This window comes from Variovorax ginsengisoli (genome assembly GCF_030486595.1).
Classification (GTDB): Bacteria; Pseudomonadota; Gammaproteobacteria; order Burkholderiales; family Burkholderiaceae_C; genus Variovorax; species Variovorax ginsengisoli_B.
Window position 1 is genome coordinate 257,977 of the sequence record NZ_JAUJZH010000005.1, and the last position, 20,887, is coordinate 278,863.

The window sequence follows — 20,887 nt, forward strand, 5'->3', positions numbered from 1 at the left end:
GCGCGTTCTCCTTTGGTATCGGGAACATTTCCGCGCGACGCCATGCCCCGACGATGAACACCAGGATGGTCCCGACGAAGATGCCACTCGACGTACTGGCCAAGACATGGGAGAGACCGCCGCAGAGTGCACATGCGGCCGGGCATTCGCGGGCAGACCATCGTTTCGCCAAAGCCGAGATGCCGGCGGCGCGGCACGAGGGACATGCATGCTTCATAGGACGGATGAATCTCCAGTCATGCCATTGTGACCAACCCTCAGGTCAGTGCGCACGCGCTTTTCGTGGCGACTTCGGCGTCGGCGCTTGTTTCGCGAATCTATTGGAACCAGCGAAGACCGCCCCAGAATCTGTCGCCAAGTCGAGCCGCGCACACGCCGCAGGCGACGACTGCGATGCTAACGAGCGCGCACACGGCGAAGAGGCCCAGGGGCCATAGCCGGACGCACAGGCCCAAGCCGACGACCAGGCCAAGCAGCGCGCCGCAGCAAAACCGCACTCTCTTCTCGAATGCGTCGGGCTGTCTGCCTGCGAGCACGGGACCTGATTCAGTTTTCATGCGCAATGGCCGGCGATGGTCCGGTGTGCCGGACTGTGCCACAGCGACGAAACCCGTCATCTGTTTCGAGGACGACAGCCACAAGGCAAAGGCGTACCTTGCGTCCAACGCGAAGGCTGCGCAGGGCGAAGGTTCGACAACTGGCGCTTCGCGTGCAGGAGCGTGTCATGTGCCCTCGAGTATTTCGTCCCCTGGTGATCGCATGCCTGGTCATTGCGAGTTCCGCGTGTCAGCCGCAGAGGCCGGGCATTCAATCGAAAAACATGGGAAACGTTCTTGCGGGATACGTGGAGCCGGCAGGAGTGGGTCCGGCTGCAGGGCACCCCGTCACCTACCTCGGCGACATGTTCTCGGGAGAGGAAGCGGCGCTGGCGTCCAAGCCGCCGGAGATTGAATCGCCCACCTTCTGAGGCCCGCATGGGCATTTCAAATGTCCAGCACCAGTTCCTCCGACCTGGACCCCGAGCAGCAGATCATCATCGTCTGCCCCGCCGCCTTCTCGTCATCCGACAGCACCAGGTCGCGATGATCGGGCGTGCCCGAAATGACCCGCGTCTCGCAGAGGCCGCAGACGCCCTGCTGGCAGGACGAGGCCACCGCCACGCCGCAGCTGCGAAGGCTGTCGAGGATGGTCCGCCCCGGCGCGATCTCGATCACGCGGCCGCTCTTCGCCAGCCGGACCGCGAAGCCGCCCTCGGTGGCCGGCGCCTCCTTGGCGCCGAAATGTTCGAGGTGGACGCGCTCCGGCTCGATCGCCCGCGTCGCGGCTTCGAAGCCCTCGATCATCGGCTGCGGACCGCAGCAATAGAAGTGCGCCCCGGGTGGCGCCTGGCCGACGATCGACGCCAGGTCCAGGCGGGCGCCATCGCTCGCATCGCTGAAGCTCAGGTGCACGCGATCGGCCAGGGCGCTCTGCGACAGTTCCTCCAGCAGCGGCGCGTGCGAACGGCTGCGGGCGCGGTAGTGCAGCGTCCACGGCCGCTGCAGCGCCCGCAGTCGCTGCGCCATGCTCCACAGCGGCGTGATGCCGATGCCGCCGGCGATCAGCACGCTGTGGGGCGCTTGCTCCACCAGACCGAAGTGATTGCGCGGGCCCGCGATGTCGATCAGCAAGCCCGCGCGGGCGCTGTCGTGCATCCAGGCGGAGCCGCCGCGGCTCGATGCCTCGCGCTTGACGCCGATGACATAGCGATGGCGCTCGACCGGATCGTTGAGCAGCGAATAGCTGCGGTTGAGCCCGCCGGGCAGCTGCACGTCGACATGCGAGCCGGCCGTGAAGGGCGGCAGGGGGCGGCCATCGGGTGCGCGCAGATCGAACAGCAGCACGTCCTCGCAGGCGTAGCGGACGGACCGGATCCTGGCTTGCAGGGTTGCATCTTGAGTCATCATCTTCAGACCTTCTCGAGGCCGATGGCGCTGTTCAGCAGCGCCGGATCGGCACGAAGCGCCTCGGTGCTGCCGCTGAACACCGGCACGCCGCGTTCGAGCACCACCATCTCGTCGGCGAAATCCAGCACCACGTCGACATGCTGTTCGACCAGCAGGCAGCCGAGCCCGGTCTGAGTGGCCAATTGCTCGATGGCCTGCATCAGCTCGTCGCGGACCTTGGGTGCGAGGCCTTCGAGCGGCTCGTCGAGCAGGAGCACCCTGGGCTCCGCGACCAGCGCGCGGGCGACCGCCAGCATCTGCTGCTCGCCGCCCGAGAGCTGGTTGCCGCCATTGCCGCGGCGCTCGAACAGGCGCGGAAACAAGCCATAGGCCTTCTCCAGTGCCGGCCTGACCGCACGCCCGTGCATGGCCGCCACGAGGTTCTCCTCGACGCTCAGCGAGGCGAAGATGTCGCGCCCTTGCGGCACATAGCCCAGCCCGAGCCGGGCCCGCTCGAACGTGGGCATGGCGCCGACCGGGCGACCGCCCAGCCGCACCGCGCCGCGCTGCAGCTGGGCCAGGCCCATGGCCGTGGCCAGCGTGGTGGTCTTGCCGGCGCCGTTGCGGCCGATCAGGCCGACCCGCTGCCCCTGCCGCACGGAGAAAGACAGGCCCTGCACGACCGGCGCGCCGTTGTAGCCCGCGGTGACGTCGTCGAACACCAGTTCGAAGGAGCGCTCAGTGGCTGGCATGCGTGGTTCTCCCGAAATAGATCTGCTTGACCTGGTCGTTGGCGGCGATCGCCGCCGGCGCGCCTTCGACCAGCAAGGCGCCCGCCGCCAGCACCACGATGTGGCGCGCAAAGCGGAAGACCAGGTCCATGTCGTGCTCGATCAGCAGGATCGCGAGGTCGGCGGGCAGCTGCTCGATCGCATCGAAGATCCGGCCGCTCTCGCTCTGGGGCACGCCCGCGGCCGGCTCGTCGAGCAGCAGCGCGCGCGGCCTCATCGCCAGTGCCAGCGCGATCTCGACCAGCCGTTGCTCGCCCAGCGCCAGGGTGCCGACGATGCGCCGGGCGATCCGCTCCAGCCCCAGCGCGCCGAGCGCGGCATGGGTGTCGTCCAGCACGCTCTGCGCCTGCGCGCCGCGCTGGAAGACCCGGGCCGCCAGGCCGCGGCGATGCAGCACCGCGGTGCGGACATTGTCCAGCACGGTCATCTCGCGGAACAGGCGGCTGATCTGGAAGGTGCGAACCAGTCCGGCGCGCACGCGGGTGTCCTGCGACAGCCGCGTCACCGGCACGCCATCGAGGAAGACGGCGCCGGACTGCGGCCGCAAGGCGCCGCTCAGCAGGTTGACCAAGGTGGTCTTGCCGGCGCCGTTGGGGCCGATCAGCGCGGTGCGCGCGCCGGGCGCGAGCGACAGCGAGACGTCGTCGGTCACCTTCAGGCCGCCGAAGGCCATGCGCAGGCCCTGCGCCTGCAGCCGGGGCGCGCTCATGGCGTGCTCCCGCCGTTGCCGCGCCGCCGCCACCAGGCCGTGATGCCGGCGCGGAGCATGTCGACCAGCTGGATCAGGCCGCCGGGCAGCGCCATCATCGTGGCGACCAGCAGCACGCCCAGTACCAGCAGCCAATGGTGCGGGCTCAGTCCCGAGGCGACGTGCTGGATCACCATGTAGGCGATGGTCCCCATGATCGCGCCGGCCAGCCGCGAGGTGCCGCCGAGCACGACCATGATCAGGACGCCGGCGGACAGCTGGAAGTCGAGCATGCTGAGACTGGCCACCTTGGTGGTCTGCGCCGTCAACGCGCCCGCCAGGCCCGCCACCAGGCCGCCGATCGCATACACGGCGAGCAGGTGCGGGTAGACCCGCCCGCCCAGCGCTTCGACGCGGCCTGCATCGAGGCGGATCGCGCGTGCGGTCAGGCCGAACGGCGAGTCCACGAGTTTTCGCAGGCCGAGGAACGCCACCACCAGCACGGCCAGGGTGTAGAGGTAGCCGGTGCGGCCGGCGAAGTCGAACTCGAACCGGCCGAGCAGGGGCGCCACGCTGAAGCCGGTCAGCCCGTCGTCGCCGCCCGTGATGTCGCGCGCCCAGTTGGCGAACTCGAGCAGGATCTGCGAGGTGGCGATCGTGAGCATCACCAGCGTCAGGCCCTTCGAGCGCAGCAGCACGGCGCCGCTGGCCAGCGCCACGGCCGCGCCCGCGAGCCCGCCGACGGCCAGGCCGAGCAGAGGTTCCGGCGAGACATGCATCGCGAACAGCCCGGCCGCGTAGGCCCCCGCGCCGTAGAGCGCCGCATGGCCGATCGATGCGATGCCGGCCTGGCCCAGCACCAGGTTGAGCGACAGCGCGAACAGCGCCATCGCGCAGATGTTGGTGAGCAGTCCGAGGTCGCTCGGAAACAGCCCGTAGGCGGCCAGGCCAAGGGCGGCCAGGCCGCATTCGGGCAGCAGCGGCCAGGGCCTGCGCGCCGCGGCCGGCGAGGCCGCGAGCGGGAGCGCGTCGAGGGTGGCGGCAGGGGGCGTCATGCGTGCCTCCCGAACAGCCCGTTCGGGCGCACCAGCAGGACCAGGAACATGGTCGCGAAGAACGCGATCGAGGAGAGTTGGGGAACCAGGTATTTCATGGTCGTGTCCACCATCCCCAGCAGCAGCGCGGCCAGGAACGAACCGAACAAGGTGCCGTGGCCGCCGACGGCGACCACCGCGAGAAAAGTCACGAGGTACTTCGATGCATAGGCCGGCTCCATCGGCAGCAGTTCGGCCCCGGCGATGCCGCCCAGCGCCGCCAGGCCCGCGCCGGCCGCGAAGGTGAAGGCGTAGATGCGCGTGGTGTCGATGCCGACCGCCTGGGCGATCGGCGCGTTGTCCACCGCTGCCCGCACCTTGATGCCGAAGGACGAGCGTTCGACCGAGAACCAGAGCGCGGCCAGCACGCCCAGGCCGAGTGCGGTCACGACCAGGCGATGCACCGGCACCGAGCGGTGGCCGATGTCGACGCTGCCGGTGAGCGAGTCCGGCAGCTTGAGCGTCGTCAGGGCCGAGCCGAACAGCAGGTCGGCCAGCGCGATCAGCACGAACATGATGCCGATCGTGACCAGCATCTGGTCGAGTTCGGGGCGGCGGTAGAAGCGCCGGATCAGCAGCCGTTCGATCGGCACCGCCGCCAGCGCGACCGCCGCCACCGCGACCACGATTGCCGCATAGGGCGGCAGCCCGAAGCGCGCCGGCAGCGTGGCCGCGATGAAACCCCCGAACATCGCGAAGGCCCCATGGGCCAGGTTGGTCACCCGCATCAGCCCCATCGTCATCGAGAGCCCGATGGTGATCATGAAGAGGATCATCGCGTAGGCAATCCCGTCGAGCAGGATGCTTCCCAGCAGCGTGGTCGTCACGTCTGGCCCCGGCGTGTCACTTCGCGGCCCGCAATTCGGGCGAGCGTCCGTGGTCGGGCTGCATGTCGAAGGTGAGGATCTCGCGATTCACCAGCTTGCCGGCCGCGTCCTTTTCCACCACCCGCACATAGACGTTCTGCACCAGTTCGCGTGACACCGCGTCGATCTTGACCGGCCCGCGCGGACTCTCCCATTGCCAGCCCTTGACGGCCGCCAGTGCCTTGGCGCCGTCGGGCCGCCCATCGGTGGCCTCGATCATCTTGTAGATGACCGTCATGCCGTCGTAGGCGCCCACCGCGGTCGCGTTGATGATGGTCGAGGGCGAGATCTCCGCCGCCGCCTTGATGAACTGCTGGTTCCTGGCCGAGGGATGGACCGGCGAGTAGTGCAGCGCGGTCTCCAGGCCGAGCGCGGCGTCGCCGATGCCGGGCAGGTCGACCTCGCTGGTCTCGCCCGTGCCGATGAAGCGGATGCCGGCCTGCTTCAGGCCCGCTTCCGAGTACGCCTTGATGATGGCGTACGTGGGCGGGCCGCCCGGGCCGAAGACGAAGATCGCATCGGGCTTGACCGTCTTGACCTTCTGCATGAAGGGCCCGAAGTCGGTCGTCTTCAGCGGCACCCGGATCTTCTCGACCACCTGGCCGCCGCCGGCCGCGAAGGTCCTGACGAAGGCGGTCTCGGCATCGAGGCCCGGACCGTAGTCGCTGACCAGCGTCACGGCCGTCTTGACTTTCTTGTCCAGCGCGTACTTCGCCGCCGGCACGGTCACCTGCGGCAGGGTGTAGGAGGTCCGCAGCAGGAAGTCCGACTTGTCCAGGATCGACGAGGTGGCGGCATTGAAGATCACGCTCGGCACCTTGGCCTCTTGCGCAATGGCGGCGACGGCCAGCGCGTCGGGCGTGAAGAACAGGCCGCCGATGTACTGCACCTTGTCCTTGACGACGAGTTCCTGCGCCAGCGCCTTGGCCTGCGCCGGGTTGATGTCCGCCAGGTCCTTCCAGACCACCTCGACCTGGTGGCCGCCCACGCTGGTGCCGTTGATCTTCTGGAAGGCCTTCACGGTGGTCTCCCACATCTTGCCGCCGACCGAGTAGGGCCCGGACAGCGGCGCGATGATGCCGACCTTGACGGTATCGGCCCGGGCGGCGGTGGCCAGGGCGAAGGAAAGGGCAATGGCGCCCGCGAGCAGGTTGCGGATCATGGGGTTGTCTCTCTGGTGGGGTGGCGGTCAGGCGGGCGTGGCTTCGCGAACGCCGGCCTCGGCGTAGAAGTTGCCCGAGCGGATCTTCACGAGCGCCTCGGATTCGTCGAAGTGCACGCCCAGCGGATCGCCGCCAGCGGCGACGATGGCGATCTGCTTCTTCATCATCCGGCGCAGCATGCCGATGCCGCGGTCGCTGGTGGCCAGGTGCTCGTCCGAGTGCAGGTTGACCGGGCCCTGGCCGCCCTGGGCCTCGTAGTCGCCTGGGAAGTCCTGCTTTTCTTTTTCGGAGAGCTCCAGCCACGACTTGCCGTTGTGCATCTTGAACGGCTCGAAGCTGCCGCCCTTGCTGGTGCGCACCGCGAAGAAGCCGCGGAAGTGGGTGTCGTCGACCGCCACGTGCCAGCCGATCCAGCGTCCGCGGCCGGCCGACAGGTCGACCTCGGGAATCGCCGAGATGTTGGGCAGCAGCGCCGAGTTGATGCGGTCCATCGAGCGGCCGTCGGCGAAGTTGCGATAGGCGTGGTAGATCACGCCCGACTCGACCGGCTCGAACTCCACGCGCGGCATCACCTTGAAGCCTTCGGCGAACTGGATGCCGCTGAAGGTCGCATGCAGCACGTGCACGTGGTACGGGTCGACGACGTTTTCCCAGTTCTGCAGCCAGTGGTAGGGAATGTGGGGGTCTTCGACGCGGTCGGCGTAGCCGGCGAAGCCGTCGCCCACCACCTCGATGAACTCTCCGTCCTCGAGGTCTTCGAGGATGTCGTAGCGCGGCAGCACGGGTTTCTTCTCGGGCGGGCCCATGTAGGCAAAGACCAGGCCGTAGCGCTCTTCCACCGGATACCACGGCTGGCGGGCCGATTCGCGATGCTGGCCGCCGTCCGGCTCGCAGGGCTGGTTGAGGCAGTGGCCTTCGACGCTGAACAGCCAGCCGTGGTAGCAGCAGCGGATGCCTTCTTCTTCGACCTTGCCGAAATAGAGCGAGGTGCCGCGGTGCATGCAGCGCGGGTACAGCAGGCCCGCGCGGCCGGCCTTGTCGCGGAACAGTACGAGCTCCTCGCCCAGCACGCGGACCATCTGCGGCCGTTCGGTCACTTCGCTCGACAGGCCCACGGGCTGCCAGTAGCGGCGCAGGTATTCGCCCGCGGCGGTGCCGCGCGAGACGCCGACTAGCGTGTCGTCGGCATGGGCGGGGGGGTGGTTGTAGGCGCTTCCCTGGAGTTGGGAGATGTCGCGGATCGGGATCGTCTTCATCGTGGGTTCCTCGCGTTCAAGGGGTGGTCGAACAAGCTGATGTAGGAAGAATATCAAGTATCTTGAAAATCAAGATACTTAGTTACCCCTATACTTTTGCAAAGGTCACCGCCCGCCATGCCAGCCAACACACGCAAGAAAACACCCGCTCCAGCCCCCGTCCAGGCCCATCTCGAGCTGCGGGAAGCGTTGGGCGGCACCCTTGCGGAGCGGTCGCAAGGCCTGCAGGCAGACCCCCTCTGGGGCAACTCGGATGTGCTGATCGGGCAATGGAGGACGCAGTTCGCGCGCGACGAGGTCGATCCGCTGACCTTCGGGATCCGCATCCGCCGCATCGCCATGCTGCTGGACGAGGCGTCCGCGCTCGAATGCGACAAGGCGGGCCTGACGCTCAACGAGATGCTGTTGCTGATGGCCTTGCGGCGGGTCGGCCCGCCCTACGCGCTGCGCCCGACCGACATCCTGAAGATGCACAGCGTGACCTCCGGCACCGCCACCTACAGGATCGACCAGCTCACCAAGCAGGACCTGGCGGAGCGGATTCCGGACCCGAGCGACCGGCGCGGCTACCTGATCCGCCTCACTCCGCGCGGCCTCGAGATCATCGACGGCATCCTGCAGCGCCTGATGGTCGAGCATCGCCGGCTGCTGGCGCCGATGTCGGATATTCCCGGCGCCTTCGAAGTCTTCGAGGAGTCCTTGCGCCTCTACGAGCGCTGCATCGGGCCGCGCGAGTGAGGGGCCGCGCGAACAACACGCCGATCCGCTGAGCTACGCTTTCGCCTGCTGCGCAAGCTCGGGCACCGGGCCTACGTAGCGACCGCGCGGGCGGATCACCTGGGTCCCGCCCAGTTGCTCCAGGCTGTGGGCCAGCAGCCCGACGCTGCGCGCGGTGGCGAAGAGGCCGAAGGCCGCGTCCGCGGGCAGCCGATGGTGCGCGACCAGGGCCGCCAGGGCGACGTCGATGTTCGGCCGCAAGCCGGTCTCGCGCGTCACCTTCTCGATGAAGCGCGCGATCACCCTCGGCGGCTCGAACAAGGCCAGCAGGGCAGCGGCGCGCGGATCGCCTTCGGGATAGAGGTGGTGACCGAATCCGGCCAACGGCATGCCGGTCGACAGGTAGTGCGCCAGCACCTGGTCATCGCCCAGCCGCTCCACCTCGCTGAACAGCGCCTGGACGCGGCCCGAGGCGTCGCCGTGCAAGGGGCCAGAGAGCGTGGTCAGCCCAGCCAACAGGCAGGCCGGCAGCGACGCGCCGGTCGACGCCGCGATGCGGGCGACAAAGGCCGAGCTGGTCAACTCGTGGTCGACCAGCAGCACCATGGCCGTGCGCAGCAGCTCGGCCACCCGCGGCGTCTGCTTCCAGCCCTGCGCGAAGCGCAGGTGCAGCGGCTGGCGCCCCGGCTGGGCGCCGAAAGCGTTGGCCAGCAGACCCACCAGGCCCTGGCCTTCGGTGTGGAGCACCCGCGTCAGGCGCCCGCGGATCGAGTGCCCGCTGGCCGCCAGGCCGGCCAGGGCGGTGAAGGCGGCGACCCGCCCAGGCTTGCCCGAGCGCATCGGCGTGGCGCACGAGAAGTCAGCGGGCTGCTCGGCGTCCCACAACAGTCGCGCCACGTCTTCCAGGTGGGCCGCCCGGGCCAGTTCCACCGCATCCTGGCCGCGGTAGTACGGGCGCTCGCGAAAGAACGCGCACAGCGCGGTCGGGATGCTGGGCTCCGAGCCGAACAGCGTGTTGGCGGCCAGGGTTTCGTGCTTGCGGCCGGCCTGCTTGCGCTTGGCCAGGGCGGCCACGTCCTCGGCGCGGTAGAGGCTGCGGCGCGTATCGGCCGGGTCGGGCGCGACCTCCAGCTTGCCGCGGCTGACGTAGGCGTAGACGGTCTGGGGCCGCACGCCGAGGAGGCGACAGGCCTCGTCCATCGATATCCAGGAAGCCATGGTCGGAATGCAAAGGGTCTGAATATGTTGATTATATAAATCAATATTGACGCTTATATCAAGCATTAATTAGCATGGCCGGCATGAACTCCCAGGTCCTGCAACTCAATCCGATCCTGATCCCCGCGATCAACGACAAGCTCGCATCGCGCTACACCGTCCACAAGCATTTCGAGGCCGCCGACGGCGAAGCCTGGCTGCGTGCCCATGGCGCTTCCGTCGACGCCGTGATCACCGGCGGCCACACGGGCATCCCGCGCGCCATGCTGGAACAGCTGCCCGGCCTCAAGGTGGTGGCGGTCAACGGTGTCGGCACCGACGCCGTCGACCTGGCGTACTGCCGCGCGCGCGGCCTGCCCGTCACGGCGACCCTGGGAGCGTTGACCGAAGACGTGGCCGACCTGGCCATCGGCTTGCTGATCGCCGCCTGCCGGAACCTCTGTGCCGGTGATCGCTTCGTGCGCGACGGCCAGTGGGAGCGCTTCCCCCAGCCGAGCGCGATCCCGCTGGCGCGCCGGTTCAGCGGCATGCACGTGGGCATCGTCGGCATGGGCCGGGTGGGCCGCGCCGTCGCGGTGCGGGCCGCGGCCTTCGGCTGCCCAGTCAGCTACACCGATTTGCGTGCGATGGACGACGTGGCCCATCGCTTCGTGCCGAGCCTGGTGGATCTCGCGCGTGACTCCGACGCGCTGGTCCTGTGCGCGGCGGCGGACAAGGCCGAGGGCATCGTCGACGCGGCCGTGCTCGACGCCCTCGGCCCGCGCGGCTTCCTGGTCAACGTCGCCCGTGGCCGCCTGGTCAACGAGGCCGACCTGGCGGCGGCGCTGACCGCCGGTCGCATCGCCGGTGCGGGCCTGGACGTGTTCGTCGACGAACCGCGCGTCCCCCTGGCGCTGCGCCAGTCCGACCGCGTCACGCTCCAGGCCCACCGCGCCAGCGCCACCTGGGAGACCCGGACCGCCATGGCCGAAATGGTGCTGGACAGCATCGCCCAGGCGCTGGCCGGCGAGCGGCCGGCGATGAGCCTGACCACCTGATCCGCATGACGGCCTTCGTCTTTCCGGCACCCGCGCCGGTCACGCTGCCCCTGGCGGGCCGCCCGGCGCTGTTCCCCGTGGGCCGTGTGTTCTGCATCGGCCGCAACTACCGCTGGAGCCCCGACGAGCCGGCCCGGCCGCCGGAGATGCCCGCCTGGTTCATGAAGCCTTCCGGCGCGGTGGTGCCGGCGCACGGCCTGCTGCCCTATCCCCCGGCCACCGGCGACTTCTGCCATGAGATCGAACTGGTGGTCGCCATCGGCCGCGGCGGCTTCGACATCGACCCCGCCGAGGTGGAGTCGCATCACGTTTGGGGCTATGCCGCAGGCCTGGACCTCACGCGGCGCGACCTGCAGTTGCAAGCCAAGCGAGCCGGCGGGCCCTGGGAGGCCGCCAAGGCCTTCGATCACTCGGCGCCTTGCACGCCGCTGGTGCCGGCGGCCGTCTGCGGCCACCCGCGGCAAGGCGCCATATGGCTCGCGGTCAACGGCATCGAACGCCAACGCGCCGACCTGTCCGGCCTGTTGTGGCCGGTGCCCGAACTGGTGGCGATGCTGTCGCGCTCGGTGACGCTCGCGCCCGGCGACCTGATCTACACCGGCACGCCCGCGGGCGTGGGCCCGCTGCAGCCGGGCGATGTCGTCAGCGGGGGGGTGGCGGACATCGGCCGGTTCTCCATGACCGTGGGCGACCGTGCCGGATTCAACCCACCCAGGAGTCTCAATTGAACGCAAACACCTCCCAGAAGATCGCGCTGGTCACCGGCGCCGGCAGCGGCATCGGTCGCACCGTGGCGCTCGGCCTGCTCGACGATGGCTGGGCCGTCGTGCTGGCCGGCCGTCGCGGCGAGCCCTTGAATGCGCTGGCGGCCGAGGCCGAGGCGCGAGGCCAGGTCGCCATGGCCGTGCCCACCGACGTGACCGAGCCGGACAGCGTGCAGGCGCTGTTCGACACCATCGAGCGCCGCTTCGGCCGGCTCGACATGCTGTTCAACAACGCCGGCGTCAACGCCCCGGCGGTGCCGATGGACGAGCTGCCGCTGGACAAGTGGTTCAGCGTGCTGAACACCAACGTGACCGGCGTGTTCCTGTGTGCGCGCGCGGCCTTCGGCCTGATGCGCCGCCAGCAGCCGCAGGGCGGGCGCATCATCAACAACGGCTCGGTGTCGGCGCACACGCCGCGCCCCTTCACCGCCCCCTACACCGCCAGCAAGCACGCGGTGTCGGGCCTGACCAAGGCACTGGCGCTGGACGGCCGTGCATTCGGCATCGTCGCCAGCCAGATCGACATCGGCAATGCGCTGACCGAACTGTCCGAGCGCATGACGCGCGGCGTGCTGCAGGCCAACGGCACGGTCGCGCCCGAACCCATGATGGACGCGAAGCACGTGGCCGATGCGGTGCGCCACATCGCCGCGCTGCCGCTCGGCGCCAACGTGCTGAACATGACCGTCATGGCCAGCGCCATGCCCTACGTCGGCCGCGGCTGAAGACCGGTTTTTCGATTCAACCCAAGAAGGAGACATCCATGCCACGCCCATCATCCCTGTTCAAGATCCTTGCCGTTTCGGCGACCCTGGCCGCGCTGCCGATCCTGGCATCGGCCCAGGCCTACCCGACCCATGCCATCCGGGTCATCGTGCCCGCTCCGCCGGGCGGCGCCATCGACACGATCGCCCGCGTCGTGGGCGACAAGATGGCGGCGTCGATGGGCCAGCCGGTGGTCATCGACAACCGGCCCGGCGCCTCCAACAACCTCGGCACCGAGGTGCTCGCCAAGGCGGCGCCCGACGGCTACACGATCGGCATCGTGGGCGGCAGCCACAACATCAACAAGTTCCTGTTCAAGAACCTGGGCTGGGACCCGGAGAAGAGCTTCGAGCCCATCGTCTACACCCACGTGGTGCCGCTGGTGTTCGCCATCTACCCGAAGATCCCGGCCAGGACGCTGCCCGAGTTCGTGGCCTGGATGAAGGCCAATCCCGAGCAGGCCAAGGTCGCCACCTCCGGCCGCGGCAGTGCCCAGGAGATGGCGGCCGAGATGTTCCGCATGGCGACCGGCGTGGACATGCTGCTGGTCCCGTACAAGGGATCCTCCGCTGCGCAGCCGGACCTGCTGGGCGGCCGCACCGCGCTCTACATCGACACCATCAGCGCCATCCAGACGCAGGTGAAGGCCGGCAACGCCCGGGCGGTGGCGGTGTCGACCCGCAAGCGCGCAGCGACGCTGCCGGACGTGCCGACCGCGGAAGAGCAGGGGCTCAAGGGCTACGACGCCAACACCAACGGCGGCTTCCTGGCGCCGGCCGGCACGCCCAAGGCGATCGTCGACAAGCTCAACGCCGAGATCAATGCCGCGCTCAAGCTGCCCGATGTGCGCGCCAAGCTGGAGGCCGCCGGCATCGAGATCCAGGGCGGCACGCCGCAGGAGTACGCCTCGCTGATCCAGTCCGACCTCGCCAAGTGGAGCAAGGTGGTCAAGGCGGCCGGCATCCAGCCGGAGTGAGCCTGCGGGGCGCGCGGCTCCCGCTGCATACGCCGTCCGCCAGATTGTGCCGAGGGCCTGCCCTGCGCGAAGATGCGCGGCGGGCCACGAGAGGGGCACATGCCAGACGCAACGGAAGAGGTCTTCTTCAGCTATTCGCGCAGCGATGAAGCGCTCGTGCTGAAGATCGCCTCGGCCCTCCGTCGAGACGGGCGCCACGTCTGGGTCGACCAGATCGACATCGCCAAGGGCGCGCGCTGGGACGACGAAGTCGAGAAAGCGCTGAAAGCCTCGTCCTGCCTGCTGGCCATCCTCTCCCCGGCCGCGGTCGCCTCGCAGAACGTGATGGACGAGGTCTCGTATGCGCTCGGCGAGAAGAAGAAGGTCATCCCCGTCCTGGCGAAGCAGTGCGACATTCCCTTCCGCCTCAAGCGCCTGCAGTTCGTCGACTTCACCGGTGACTACGACAGGGGCTATCGCGAGCTCTCGGCCGCGCTCGACGGCGGCGCGGCTCCGCCGCGCAGGGACGATGGCGTGCCGCCCGGCGCCTCCAGCCGCCGGACGCAGCAGGCCGTGATCGGAGGCGCCGTCGTGGTGGTGGCGGCGGTCGCGGGCTATCTCGTGCTCGGCCGTCCGACCCCGGCGCCCGCGCCGGCACCGGTCGTCGTCGCCCCGCCGCCGCCCGCGGTGCAGCCGGCACCCGTGGTGGCCAAGCGCGAGCCCGAGCCTGCGCCCGTGGCGCCACCGGTGCAGCCTGCGCCGGTCGCGCCGCCGCCGCCGGCGCCGCCACCGGTCGTTGCGGCAGCGCCCCCACCCGCCCCGGTGTTCGTGCCCCCACCGGCGCCCGCGCCCATGAAGCAGGCCGTGGCCTCAGACCGCCAGCTCACCGATTTCGTGCACCGCTACATCAGCACCCAGAACCGGTCGAGCCCCACCGACCTGGTGGCCTTCTATGCCGACGAGGTCGAGTACTTCAACGAGAAGCACGCCACCAAGGCCTTCATCCTGAAGGACCGGTTGAACTTCCAGCGCCGCTGGCCGGAGGTCGACAACCGGCTCGCCGGACCGATCGACATCGACCGGTCTTCGGGCGACGGAACGGCGGTGCTGTCGTACACGATCCGCTACGGGGTCCGCAGCCTGGAACGCGGCGACAGCAAGTCGGGCATGGCCCGCGACGAACTGCGGGTGCGTCCCGTCGATGGTCAGCTGCTGATCGTGGGCCAGCGCCAGAAGATCCTCAACGCGCAGGCGAACTGAGGCGATGCGCACCATCCGCCGTGCGTTGGCGTGGCTCTGGCCCCTGCTGCTGGCCGCATCGCCCGCCGGGGCCTGCGACAGCGCCGGCTTCGCGATCGCCATCGATCCGGGGCACACCCGGACCAGCCCCGGGGCAACCAGCGCCCGCGGCGTGCCGGAGGTGCAGTTCAATGTGCAGCTCGCCGAGGTCGTGCTGCGCGAACTGCGGCGCGCCGGTTTCGAGCAGTCCTTCCTGACGGTCGAGGACCAGGCCCCGATCACGCTGCCCGAGCGTGCCGCGCGGGCCGAGGCGCAGCATGCGCGCCTGTTTCTTTCGCTGCATCACGACTCGGTACAGCCCCAGTACATGTCGGATTGGGTGTACGAGGGCCGGGCGCAGCGCTACAGCGACAGGTTCAGCGGCTACTCGCTGTTCGTGTCGGCCAGGAACGCCGACGAGGCCCGCAGCCTGCGAATGGCAGAGCTGCTCGGCGCCGAGTTCCGGCGCCGCGCGCTGGCGCCCACGCTGCATCACGCCGAACCCATCACCGGAGAGAACCGGCCCCTGCTCGATCCGGCGCTCGGCATCTACCGCTTCGACGACCTGGTGGTGCTGAAGCGAGCCTCGATGCCGGCGGTGCTGATCGAGGCCGGCTTGATAGTGAACCGGGCGGACGAGTTGCAGCTCGACAGCGCGTCGTTCCGGCAGACGCTCGCCGAGGCGATCACCGCGGCGGCCCGGCAGTTCTGTGACGAGGCGCCCGCTGCGCCGGCCGGCGTGGCCGTCAGGTCGAAGGCGTCTTCAGCCGCTCGAGCGTCGCCAGCAGCTCGGTGACCCGCTGGCGGTCCGCCTCGGGCTGGTCCTTGCGCGACAGGCAGGGTTCGAGAACGAAGCGGGCCTGGTTCCAGACCGAATCCCACATGCGCGGCGACGGTACGCGCACCTTCAAGTCGCACAGCGTGGCGATGAGCCGGGGTGCGTCCTGGTCGAGGCGGCCGCGAACCAGCGATACCAGGATGTCGAGCTCGGTCTCGCCGACCACGGACCAGAAATCGGGCGCCTTCGCGACTGCCAGTTGCAGCGCGTCGCGCACGTCCTGGATGCGCGCGTCCGCCAGCTCGGGCGGCTTCTTGCTCAGCAGCGCGGCGCGGACCTCGGCGTCGAGGTAGTTCTTGGCCGCATAGAAGCGCTTCACACTGCCACTCGCGCGGGCCGTGTCGTTGGCTTCGCGATAGTGCAGGCTGGCCTGCTTCAACGCCGCCTTGGCATCGGCTTCCCGGCCCTGGATCGCCGACAGGGCGAGCGTCTTCCGCTTCCAGCCCGAGCCCAGCAGGGTCTCGCGCTCGTAGGTCCGCCCCACCGCGAGCACCTTCTCGAGCAGCATCAGACCTTCGTCGATCAGCGCGATGTCCCCGTTGGCCTCGCCGAGGCGGGTGAGCAAGTTGCCGAGCTGCTCGGCTGCCTTCAGCGAGGCCGTGCCGTCCTCGGATCCGACGGCCTTGCGGTACCAGTCGACCGCCTGCGCGCGACGGCCGAGGTTCTCGTTGGCCCTGCCGAAAGCCTCCGCCACGATGCCGAGATGCCCCCACATCGGGCCGAAGGCCTGCTCCAGGTAGAGCAGCTTGTCGCCAAGGCCCCGCGCGTCCGGCGACCGGTACTCGCCGTCGACCGCGATCTTCTCGAGCGCGAGTTCGAGCGACACCCTCGACGCCACGCCCGCGTATTCCTCCGACGGCGCACGGCGGGGTGCCTGGGCACCCGCGTTGTCGCCGCGCCAGGTCCAGTCCGGGTCGCCATAGCACTGGTACGCGGCCCAGGTGTTGCCGTTGCGATCGGTCTTCCAGGCGGCCTCGCGCGCGGCGCCGACGGCCTCGATGAAGCGCGCGTTGTCGAGCAGCTTGGCGTAGAAGGTGGTGGCGAAGGTCGCTGCCGCTTCGTCGTCCACGGCCCAGCCGGCTGCGATCACGCAGCGCACGCCGACCTTGATCAGCGCCTCCGCGATGTTGGCGGCGAACGCGGCGCGGTCGTACGGCTTCGGGGGCACGAGCACGGTCGATGCCTCGCGGCCCGCGAGATGGCAGCAGTTGAGGAACACCAGCTGCGGCACCACCCGCATCGCCTCGATCTCGTTCGCGCCCAGGTAGGTGTCGGTGCCCGACAGCACGACGCCGCCGTTCGGTCCGAAGGCGCCATGCCCGGCCACGTGCACGGCGCGGTAGGGGCGGTCGAACAGCGCATTCACGACCGTCTGCGCATTCGGCTGGTCGAGCGCCACCACGGCGCTGGTGGTTCCGGCGGCACTCGCGGATCGCAGGAGGTTGGCCACCGCGGTGGCCTCGCGGCGCGCGCCCTCGAGGCTGGGGTACGTCGTCGGATCGCATTGCGGTTCGCCCACCACCAGTATGGCGGCCTCGGGTGTGGCGTCGCGCGGCTTGGCACGGAAGTCGTCCAACCGCAGCTTGCGCAGCAGCTTGGTGCGGATCGCCCAGGGCCGCTGGTCGTCGGAGCTCGGGTCGGGGTTGGAGTTGAGCAGCTCCCAGGGGATGCCGGCGGTCTTCGGTTCGAGCTCGATCACCATCTCGCTCTTGCCGCCGAGGAAGGGCTCCATCTCCACCGGCACCAGCAGGTTGAACAAGGTGCGGCCGATCGATGGATCGCGGTTGCCGTCGTTCGAGGCCGTGGCCACCATGTCGCGCAGCAGGTTGCCCTGGGCGCGTTGGGCACGGACTTCGGTCCGCGCCCGCCGGGTGTCGAGGGTGTAGGCGATCACCGGGTTCGTGGCGTCGCCGGCCAGGGGTGCCTGCAGCGCGCTGATCAGGTCGTAGCTCGCGCCGCGATAGCCCGAGTCGACCATCCGCGTCATGGCGCCGGCGCCGGACTCGACGTGGCCGACCACCTTCAGCCGATCGGGCGTTGCGGTCTGCTGCACGTGCAGCGCGCGCCACGCGTCGCCGGCCCGGTCGAGGAACAGCTCGACCACGATCAGCCGGCTGAGCTGCGGCCAGCCGCTCTTCTGGAGCCGCTGCCTGGCCTCGGCCGCGCCCAGCGCCACCGCGATCGCGGACCCGCCGGTCGTGATGCCCGTGCCGCCGCTGCCGATCAGCGTCGCGGCCAGTTCGAAGTCGGCCGGCGCGCCGCCCGGGTGCTCCGACAGGCGCTGGGCGTAGGCCAGCACCGCCTGGCGCACCGTGAACACCAGGTCCTTCGCCAGCAGCTTGCCCTCGGGCCCGAGCCCGCAGACGATCGCGGCGGCCGGGCTGGCCATGCGCTTCGGGTTCTCGGGGTCGCCGCGCCAATTGCCGAAGATCTGGTGCGAGCCGACCAGGTCCGGATACAGGCCGGCATCGAGCCCCCGGCTCATGCCCTTGCCGACCAGCCGGTCGATCACGGCCTCGGCGCCGGTCAGCCGCATCGCGCTGTAGTGGCCGACCAGCAGCGCCGGCTGGACGAAGCGGATGTCGGCATTGAGCACCTGCACCTCGAGGGCCGTGGTGGGCGGCGGCCGCTGGTCCGCGGCCGACGAGACGCCGAAGACATCGGCGTCGGACGACGGCGGCTGCGAACCGAGCAGGCCGCGCGACGGCCGGCTGCGCACCACCGCGGCCAGCGGCGCCGCGCCGGCGCCGCGGCTCGGCGCGGCGAAGGCATCGAGCTGCGTGGTCTTGCCGGTGGTCAGCAGTTCCACATACGCGGCCCATGCCTGCGACACGGCGGGCAGCTTGCCGTGCTCGGCATCGAGCTTCCAGGTGGGCACGCCCAGCTGCATCGCGCTCTCGTAGGTGACGCGGCCGTCGCCGGCGTCGGCCGAACCGGTGTATTCGAGGCCGACGCCGCCATCCAGCGCGTAGCCCGTGGGCGTGAACGGCGCCCGGCCCACCACCAGCACGATCTTCGACTTGGTGTCGCCGAGCGCGGCCACCTGGTCGTCGAGCTTGCGGCGCAGGCTGGTTGCCGCATCGAGCACCTGCTGCGGCGGCGCGCTCCAGTCGTATACGGCCTTCTGCGCATCGAGCTGGTGCCAGGTGCTGCGAGCCGCCAGGGCGTCCTTGTCGGCCTTGACCAGCGCCTCCCATTTCTCGGCGCTGCCCAGGCCCCAGGCCGGGTCGAGCAGGCCGGCCTGCATCTCGAGCAGGCCCGGCATGCCGGCCATCATCCTGCGGGCCTCGCCGTTGTGGAACAGCGATCCGAAGGCGACCAGCGCATTGCCGAAGTTGTCGTCGCCCGAGAGGATCTGCATCGGTGCCCACGAGCCTCCGTTGGGCACGCCGAGCATCAGCAGGCGGGCGTCGGCATGCGCCATCATGCGGTTCCAGGTCTTGGGCGACACGATCTGCATCGTGCGCGCGACCAGGCCGCCCATCGAATGCGCGACGATGCGCACCGGCTGCCCGCTGGCCGCGCGCGCATCGAGCTGGGCATCGACCGCGGCCGCGAGCCGCTTCGCCTCGTCCTCGATGGGGCGTCGCCAGTCGAAGGCGAAGGGGAACACGGCATGGGTCTCGGCGAGTCGATCGATGAGGCCCTCGTAGCTGCCCTTGACCGGGCCGTCGGGCTGGACGTTGTCGGCGGTCGCCGGGTCCCAGCGCAGCTGCAGCAGCCCGTTGAGGAAGGCGAAGCCCAGCCACACCCGCTTGTCGCCGACCTTGAGGTTCGAGCCGAGGATGCCCGGCAGCACGAACACCGCCGGGCGCGTGGGGTCGTTGGCCGGCACGCCGCCCCGGGTGCCCTCGGCACTTTCGCCGCGCCACGACAGCGGACCGATGGCGGCGAAGGCGGGCGGCGCGTTCTCCAGCAGCGCACCGACGATGCCGTCGACGGTGGTCGGATTGGCGAAGTAGTTGAAGTGGTTGACCTTGGCGCCGCGGTCGAGCAGGAAGCTGGCGCTGCCCGCCACCGAGCCGGCGGCCCGCGGCACGCCGCCGTACATCGAGCCGGTCTGCACCACCAGGTCGTTGTCGGCCCAGTAGAACGCGTCGGCCATGAGGGTCTTGACCCAGGAGCCGATCGAGTCGCCCTGCATGTCGCCGGCCACCACGCGCAGGTCGCCCGGGATCTGGACGTTGCCCATGTCGAGCCACTTCACGAGCGCGCTCTCGGGCATCATCGCCTCGATGCCGGGCAGCTGCGTCGGATCAGCGCGGCGGCGCGCGACCTCGTGCAGGAAGTCGACCAGCTCCGGCGCGACCGGCACGCCCGCCAGCTTCAGGCCCCACTGCAGCACCGACAGATAGGCATCGAGACGGCCGGATGCCAGCGTGGTGCCGCGGGCCGGGCAGGCCACGCGCACCATGCGCTCGACGCGCAAGCCCTTGACCTGCGCCTCGGCCACCAGCGCCTTCAGGTCCTGTCGCTCATCGCCATAGGCGTCGGCGGCGAACAGCGCCAGTTCGTCGTCGCCCAGCGCGGCGCCGCCGCAGGCCCGCGCGAGCACCTCGGCCACCAGCCCGCCGCGCGAATGCGTCAGCAGGTGCAGCCGCGCGCCCGCGGGCAGCGCGCGCACCAATGCCAGCGCGTTGCCGATCGGGCTCTTGCCCACCGTCGGATGGTCGAGCGCATAGACGCGGTTCTTGTAGCGGTCGAACAGCGTGCGCACCTTGTCCGGCTGCAGCCACAGCTTGCCGAAGGTGCTCACCGTGTCGACGAAGGTGCCATGCACCAGCACCAGCAGCGGGCCGCCGTCTTCCGCCGGCTCCACGGCGGCGGCGCGGATCGTGCCCTTCATGAAGGCTTCGGGCTGCCAGTCGGGCGGCAACTTGTAGACCCCCTCGACAACCTTGCCATCGATTTTCTTCGTGACCATCGAGGCCACCAGCGTCGCCGCGTCGGCCTCGAAGCCGGTGAGCACCTTGAAGGCCGAGAGCGCGACCTCGCCCATCCAGCCGCGTGTCGCGCTGCGGCTGGCGGCGGCTTCGAGGCCGGGCCAGCCCAGCTGCGCCTTGACGACCAGTGCGCCCGTATCCGTGGACTCGACCGCGCCGCGGGTGCCGGCGGGCGCCTGTGCGCGCAGCAGGTCGGCCGCGCTCTGGGGACTGAGCACCAGCGTCGGGCCGTTGATGACGGTGAGTTCGACCACGTCCTCGCCGTCGCGCGCGACCACGCTGGCCATGTCGTCCTCGCCGCGTGTCGCGCCGATGCCGGGCACGGCCGTGGGCGCCACCGGCACCGCACCGCGCGAGGTGGTCGAGGCCGCCCGGTCGGCCGCCATGCCCGAATCGGCCTTCAGCAAGCGATTGGGAACGACGAAGGTGATGTTCCTGACGGCATCGGCCAATGAGAACTCCTTGCGGCCATCCGGCGCAACGGCGGGTGGGCGAGGCAGTATGTCGTCGAAGCCGGCGCGGGGCAATTATTGCGGGAGGCCTATGCCTTGGACGTGACCCGTGACAGGCCGATGCACCCGCATGCATA

17 protein-coding genes are annotated in these 20,887 nt (G+C 69.8%); 8 read left to right on the forward strand and 9 right to left on the reverse strand.

Annotated features, from left to right (window positions below; all coding sequences use genetic code 11):
• Positions 1 to 820: 820 nt before the first annotated feature.
• Positions 821 to 967 carry a hypothetical protein gene (locus QZH52_RS09685; protein WP_301807370.1) on the forward strand — a complete coding sequence of 49 codons (147 nt, stop codon included), beginning with the start codon at positions 821 to 823 and terminating at the stop codon, positions 965 to 967.
• A 16-nt stretch (positions 968 to 983) separates the two neighbouring features.
• Here QZH52_RS09685 and QZH52_RS09690 read toward each other — a convergent pair whose 3' ends face one another.
• Genes QZH52_RS09690 through QZH52_RS09720 form a run of 7 tightly spaced genes read right to left on the reverse strand, consistent with a single transcriptional unit; the run spans position 984 to position 7,783 of the window.
• Positions 984 to 1,946, reverse strand: a complete 963-nt coding sequence (locus QZH52_RS09690) for a PDR/VanB family oxidoreductase (protein ID WP_436411557.1) — start codon at positions 1,944 to 1,946, stop codon at positions 984 to 986.
• A 2-nt stretch (positions 1,947 to 1,948) separates the two neighbouring features.
• Positions 1,949 to 2,677 (reverse strand): ABC transporter ATP-binding protein, encoded by a 729-nt coding sequence (locus tag QZH52_RS09695; protein ID WP_301807371.1) that lies wholly within the window; start codon positions 2,675 to 2,677, stop codon positions 1,949 to 1,951.
• Positions 2,664 to 3,425, reverse strand: a complete 762-nt coding sequence (locus QZH52_RS09700; protein ID WP_301807373.1) for an ABC transporter ATP-binding protein — start codon at positions 3,423 to 3,425, stop codon at positions 2,664 to 2,666. Before QZH52_RS09700 ends, QZH52_RS09695 begins: the two co-directional genes overlap by 14 nt.
• Positions 3,422 to 4,459: a branched-chain amino acid ABC transporter permease gene (locus QZH52_RS09705; RefSeq protein ID WP_301807377.1), complete on the reverse strand. Its 1,038-nt coding sequence runs from the start codon at positions 4,457 to 4,459 to the stop codon at positions 3,422 to 3,424. The genes QZH52_RS09700 and QZH52_RS09705 overlap by 4 nt, the downstream gene beginning before the upstream one ends.
• Positions 4,456 to 5,325 carry a branched-chain amino acid ABC transporter permease gene (locus QZH52_RS09710; RefSeq protein WP_301807380.1) on the reverse strand — a complete coding sequence of 290 codons (870 nt, stop codon included), beginning with the start codon at positions 5,323 to 5,325 and terminating at the stop codon, positions 4,456 to 4,458. The genes QZH52_RS09705 and QZH52_RS09710 overlap by 4 nt, the downstream gene beginning before the upstream one ends.
• A 16-nt stretch (positions 5,326 to 5,341) precedes the next feature.
• Positions 5,342 to 6,526, reverse strand: a complete 1,185-nt coding sequence (locus QZH52_RS09715; protein ID WP_301807382.1) for an ABC transporter substrate-binding protein — start codon at positions 6,524 to 6,526, stop codon at positions 5,342 to 5,344.
• Between the two features lie 27 nt (positions 6,527 to 6,553).
• A complete protein-coding gene (locus QZH52_RS09720; protein ID WP_301807384.1) occupies positions 6,554 to 7,783 on the reverse strand; it encodes an aromatic ring-hydroxylating dioxygenase subunit alpha in 1,230 nt (409 codons plus the stop codon).
• A gap of 117 nt (positions 7,784 to 7,900) precedes the next feature.
• Between QZH52_RS09720 and QZH52_RS09725 the strand changes: the two genes are divergently transcribed.
• Positions 7,901 to 8,521: a MarR family winged helix-turn-helix transcriptional regulator gene (locus QZH52_RS09725; RefSeq protein ID WP_301807386.1), complete on the forward strand. Its 621-nt coding sequence runs from the start codon at positions 7,901 to 7,903 to the stop codon at positions 8,519 to 8,521.
• A 33-nt stretch (positions 8,522 to 8,554) separates the two neighbouring features.
• On the opposite strand, the gene QZH52_RS09730 is transcribed toward QZH52_RS09725, so the two are convergent.
• Positions 8,555 to 9,718: a citrate/2-methylcitrate synthase gene (locus QZH52_RS09730; protein WP_301807387.1), complete on the reverse strand. Its 1,164-nt coding sequence runs from the start codon at positions 9,716 to 9,718 to the stop codon at positions 8,555 to 8,557.
• Positions 9,719 to 9,801: 83 nt separating this feature from the next.
• On the opposite strand from QZH52_RS09730, the gene QZH52_RS09735 reads away from it, so the two are divergent.
• From QZH52_RS09735 to QZH52_RS09760, 6 genes are all read left to right on the forward strand, one after another.
• Positions 9,802 to 10,755: a 2-hydroxyacid dehydrogenase gene (locus tag QZH52_RS09735; protein WP_301807389.1), complete on the forward strand. Its 954-nt coding sequence runs from the start codon at positions 9,802 to 9,804 to the stop codon at positions 10,753 to 10,755.
• Between the two features lie 5 nt (positions 10,756 to 10,760).
• On the forward strand, positions 10,761 to 11,483 hold the full coding sequence (locus QZH52_RS09740; protein ID WP_301807391.1) for a fumarylacetoacetate hydrolase family protein: 723 nt from the start codon (positions 10,761 to 10,763) through the stop codon (positions 11,481 to 11,483).
• On the forward strand, positions 11,480 to 12,244 hold the full coding sequence (locus QZH52_RS09745) for an SDR family oxidoreductase (RefSeq protein ID WP_301807393.1): 765 nt from the start codon (positions 11,480 to 11,482) through the stop codon (positions 12,242 to 12,244). The genes QZH52_RS09740 and QZH52_RS09745 overlap by 4 nt, the downstream gene beginning before the upstream one ends.
• Positions 12,245 to 12,282: 38 nt before the next feature.
• The gene (locus QZH52_RS09750) at positions 12,283 to 13,260 is read left to right on the forward strand and encodes a Bug family tripartite tricarboxylate transporter substrate binding protein (protein WP_301807395.1); all 978 of its coding nucleotides are present in this window, start codon (positions 12,283 to 12,285) and stop codon (positions 13,258 to 13,260) included.
• A gap of 99 nt (positions 13,261 to 13,359) precedes the next feature.
• The gene (locus tag QZH52_RS09755) at positions 13,360 to 14,499 is read left to right on the forward strand and encodes a TIR domain-containing protein (protein ID WP_301807397.1); all 1,140 of its coding nucleotides are present in this window, start codon (positions 13,360 to 13,362) and stop codon (positions 14,497 to 14,499) included.
• 4 nt (positions 14,500 to 14,503) lie between these two features.
• A complete protein-coding gene (locus tag QZH52_RS09760; RefSeq protein ID WP_301807400.1) occupies positions 14,504 to 15,313 on the forward strand; it encodes an N-acetylmuramoyl-L-alanine amidase in 810 nt (269 codons plus the stop codon).
• On the opposite strand, the gene QZH52_RS09765 is transcribed toward QZH52_RS09760, so the two are convergent.
• Positions 15,264 to 20,750, reverse strand: a complete 5,487-nt coding sequence (locus QZH52_RS09765) for a DUF7379 domain-containing protein (protein ID WP_301807402.1) — start codon at positions 20,748 to 20,750, stop codon at positions 15,264 to 15,266. The two genes, QZH52_RS09760 and QZH52_RS09765, sit on opposite strands and share 50 nt — an antisense overlap.
• Between the last annotated feature and the right edge of the window lie 137 nt (positions 20,751 to 20,887).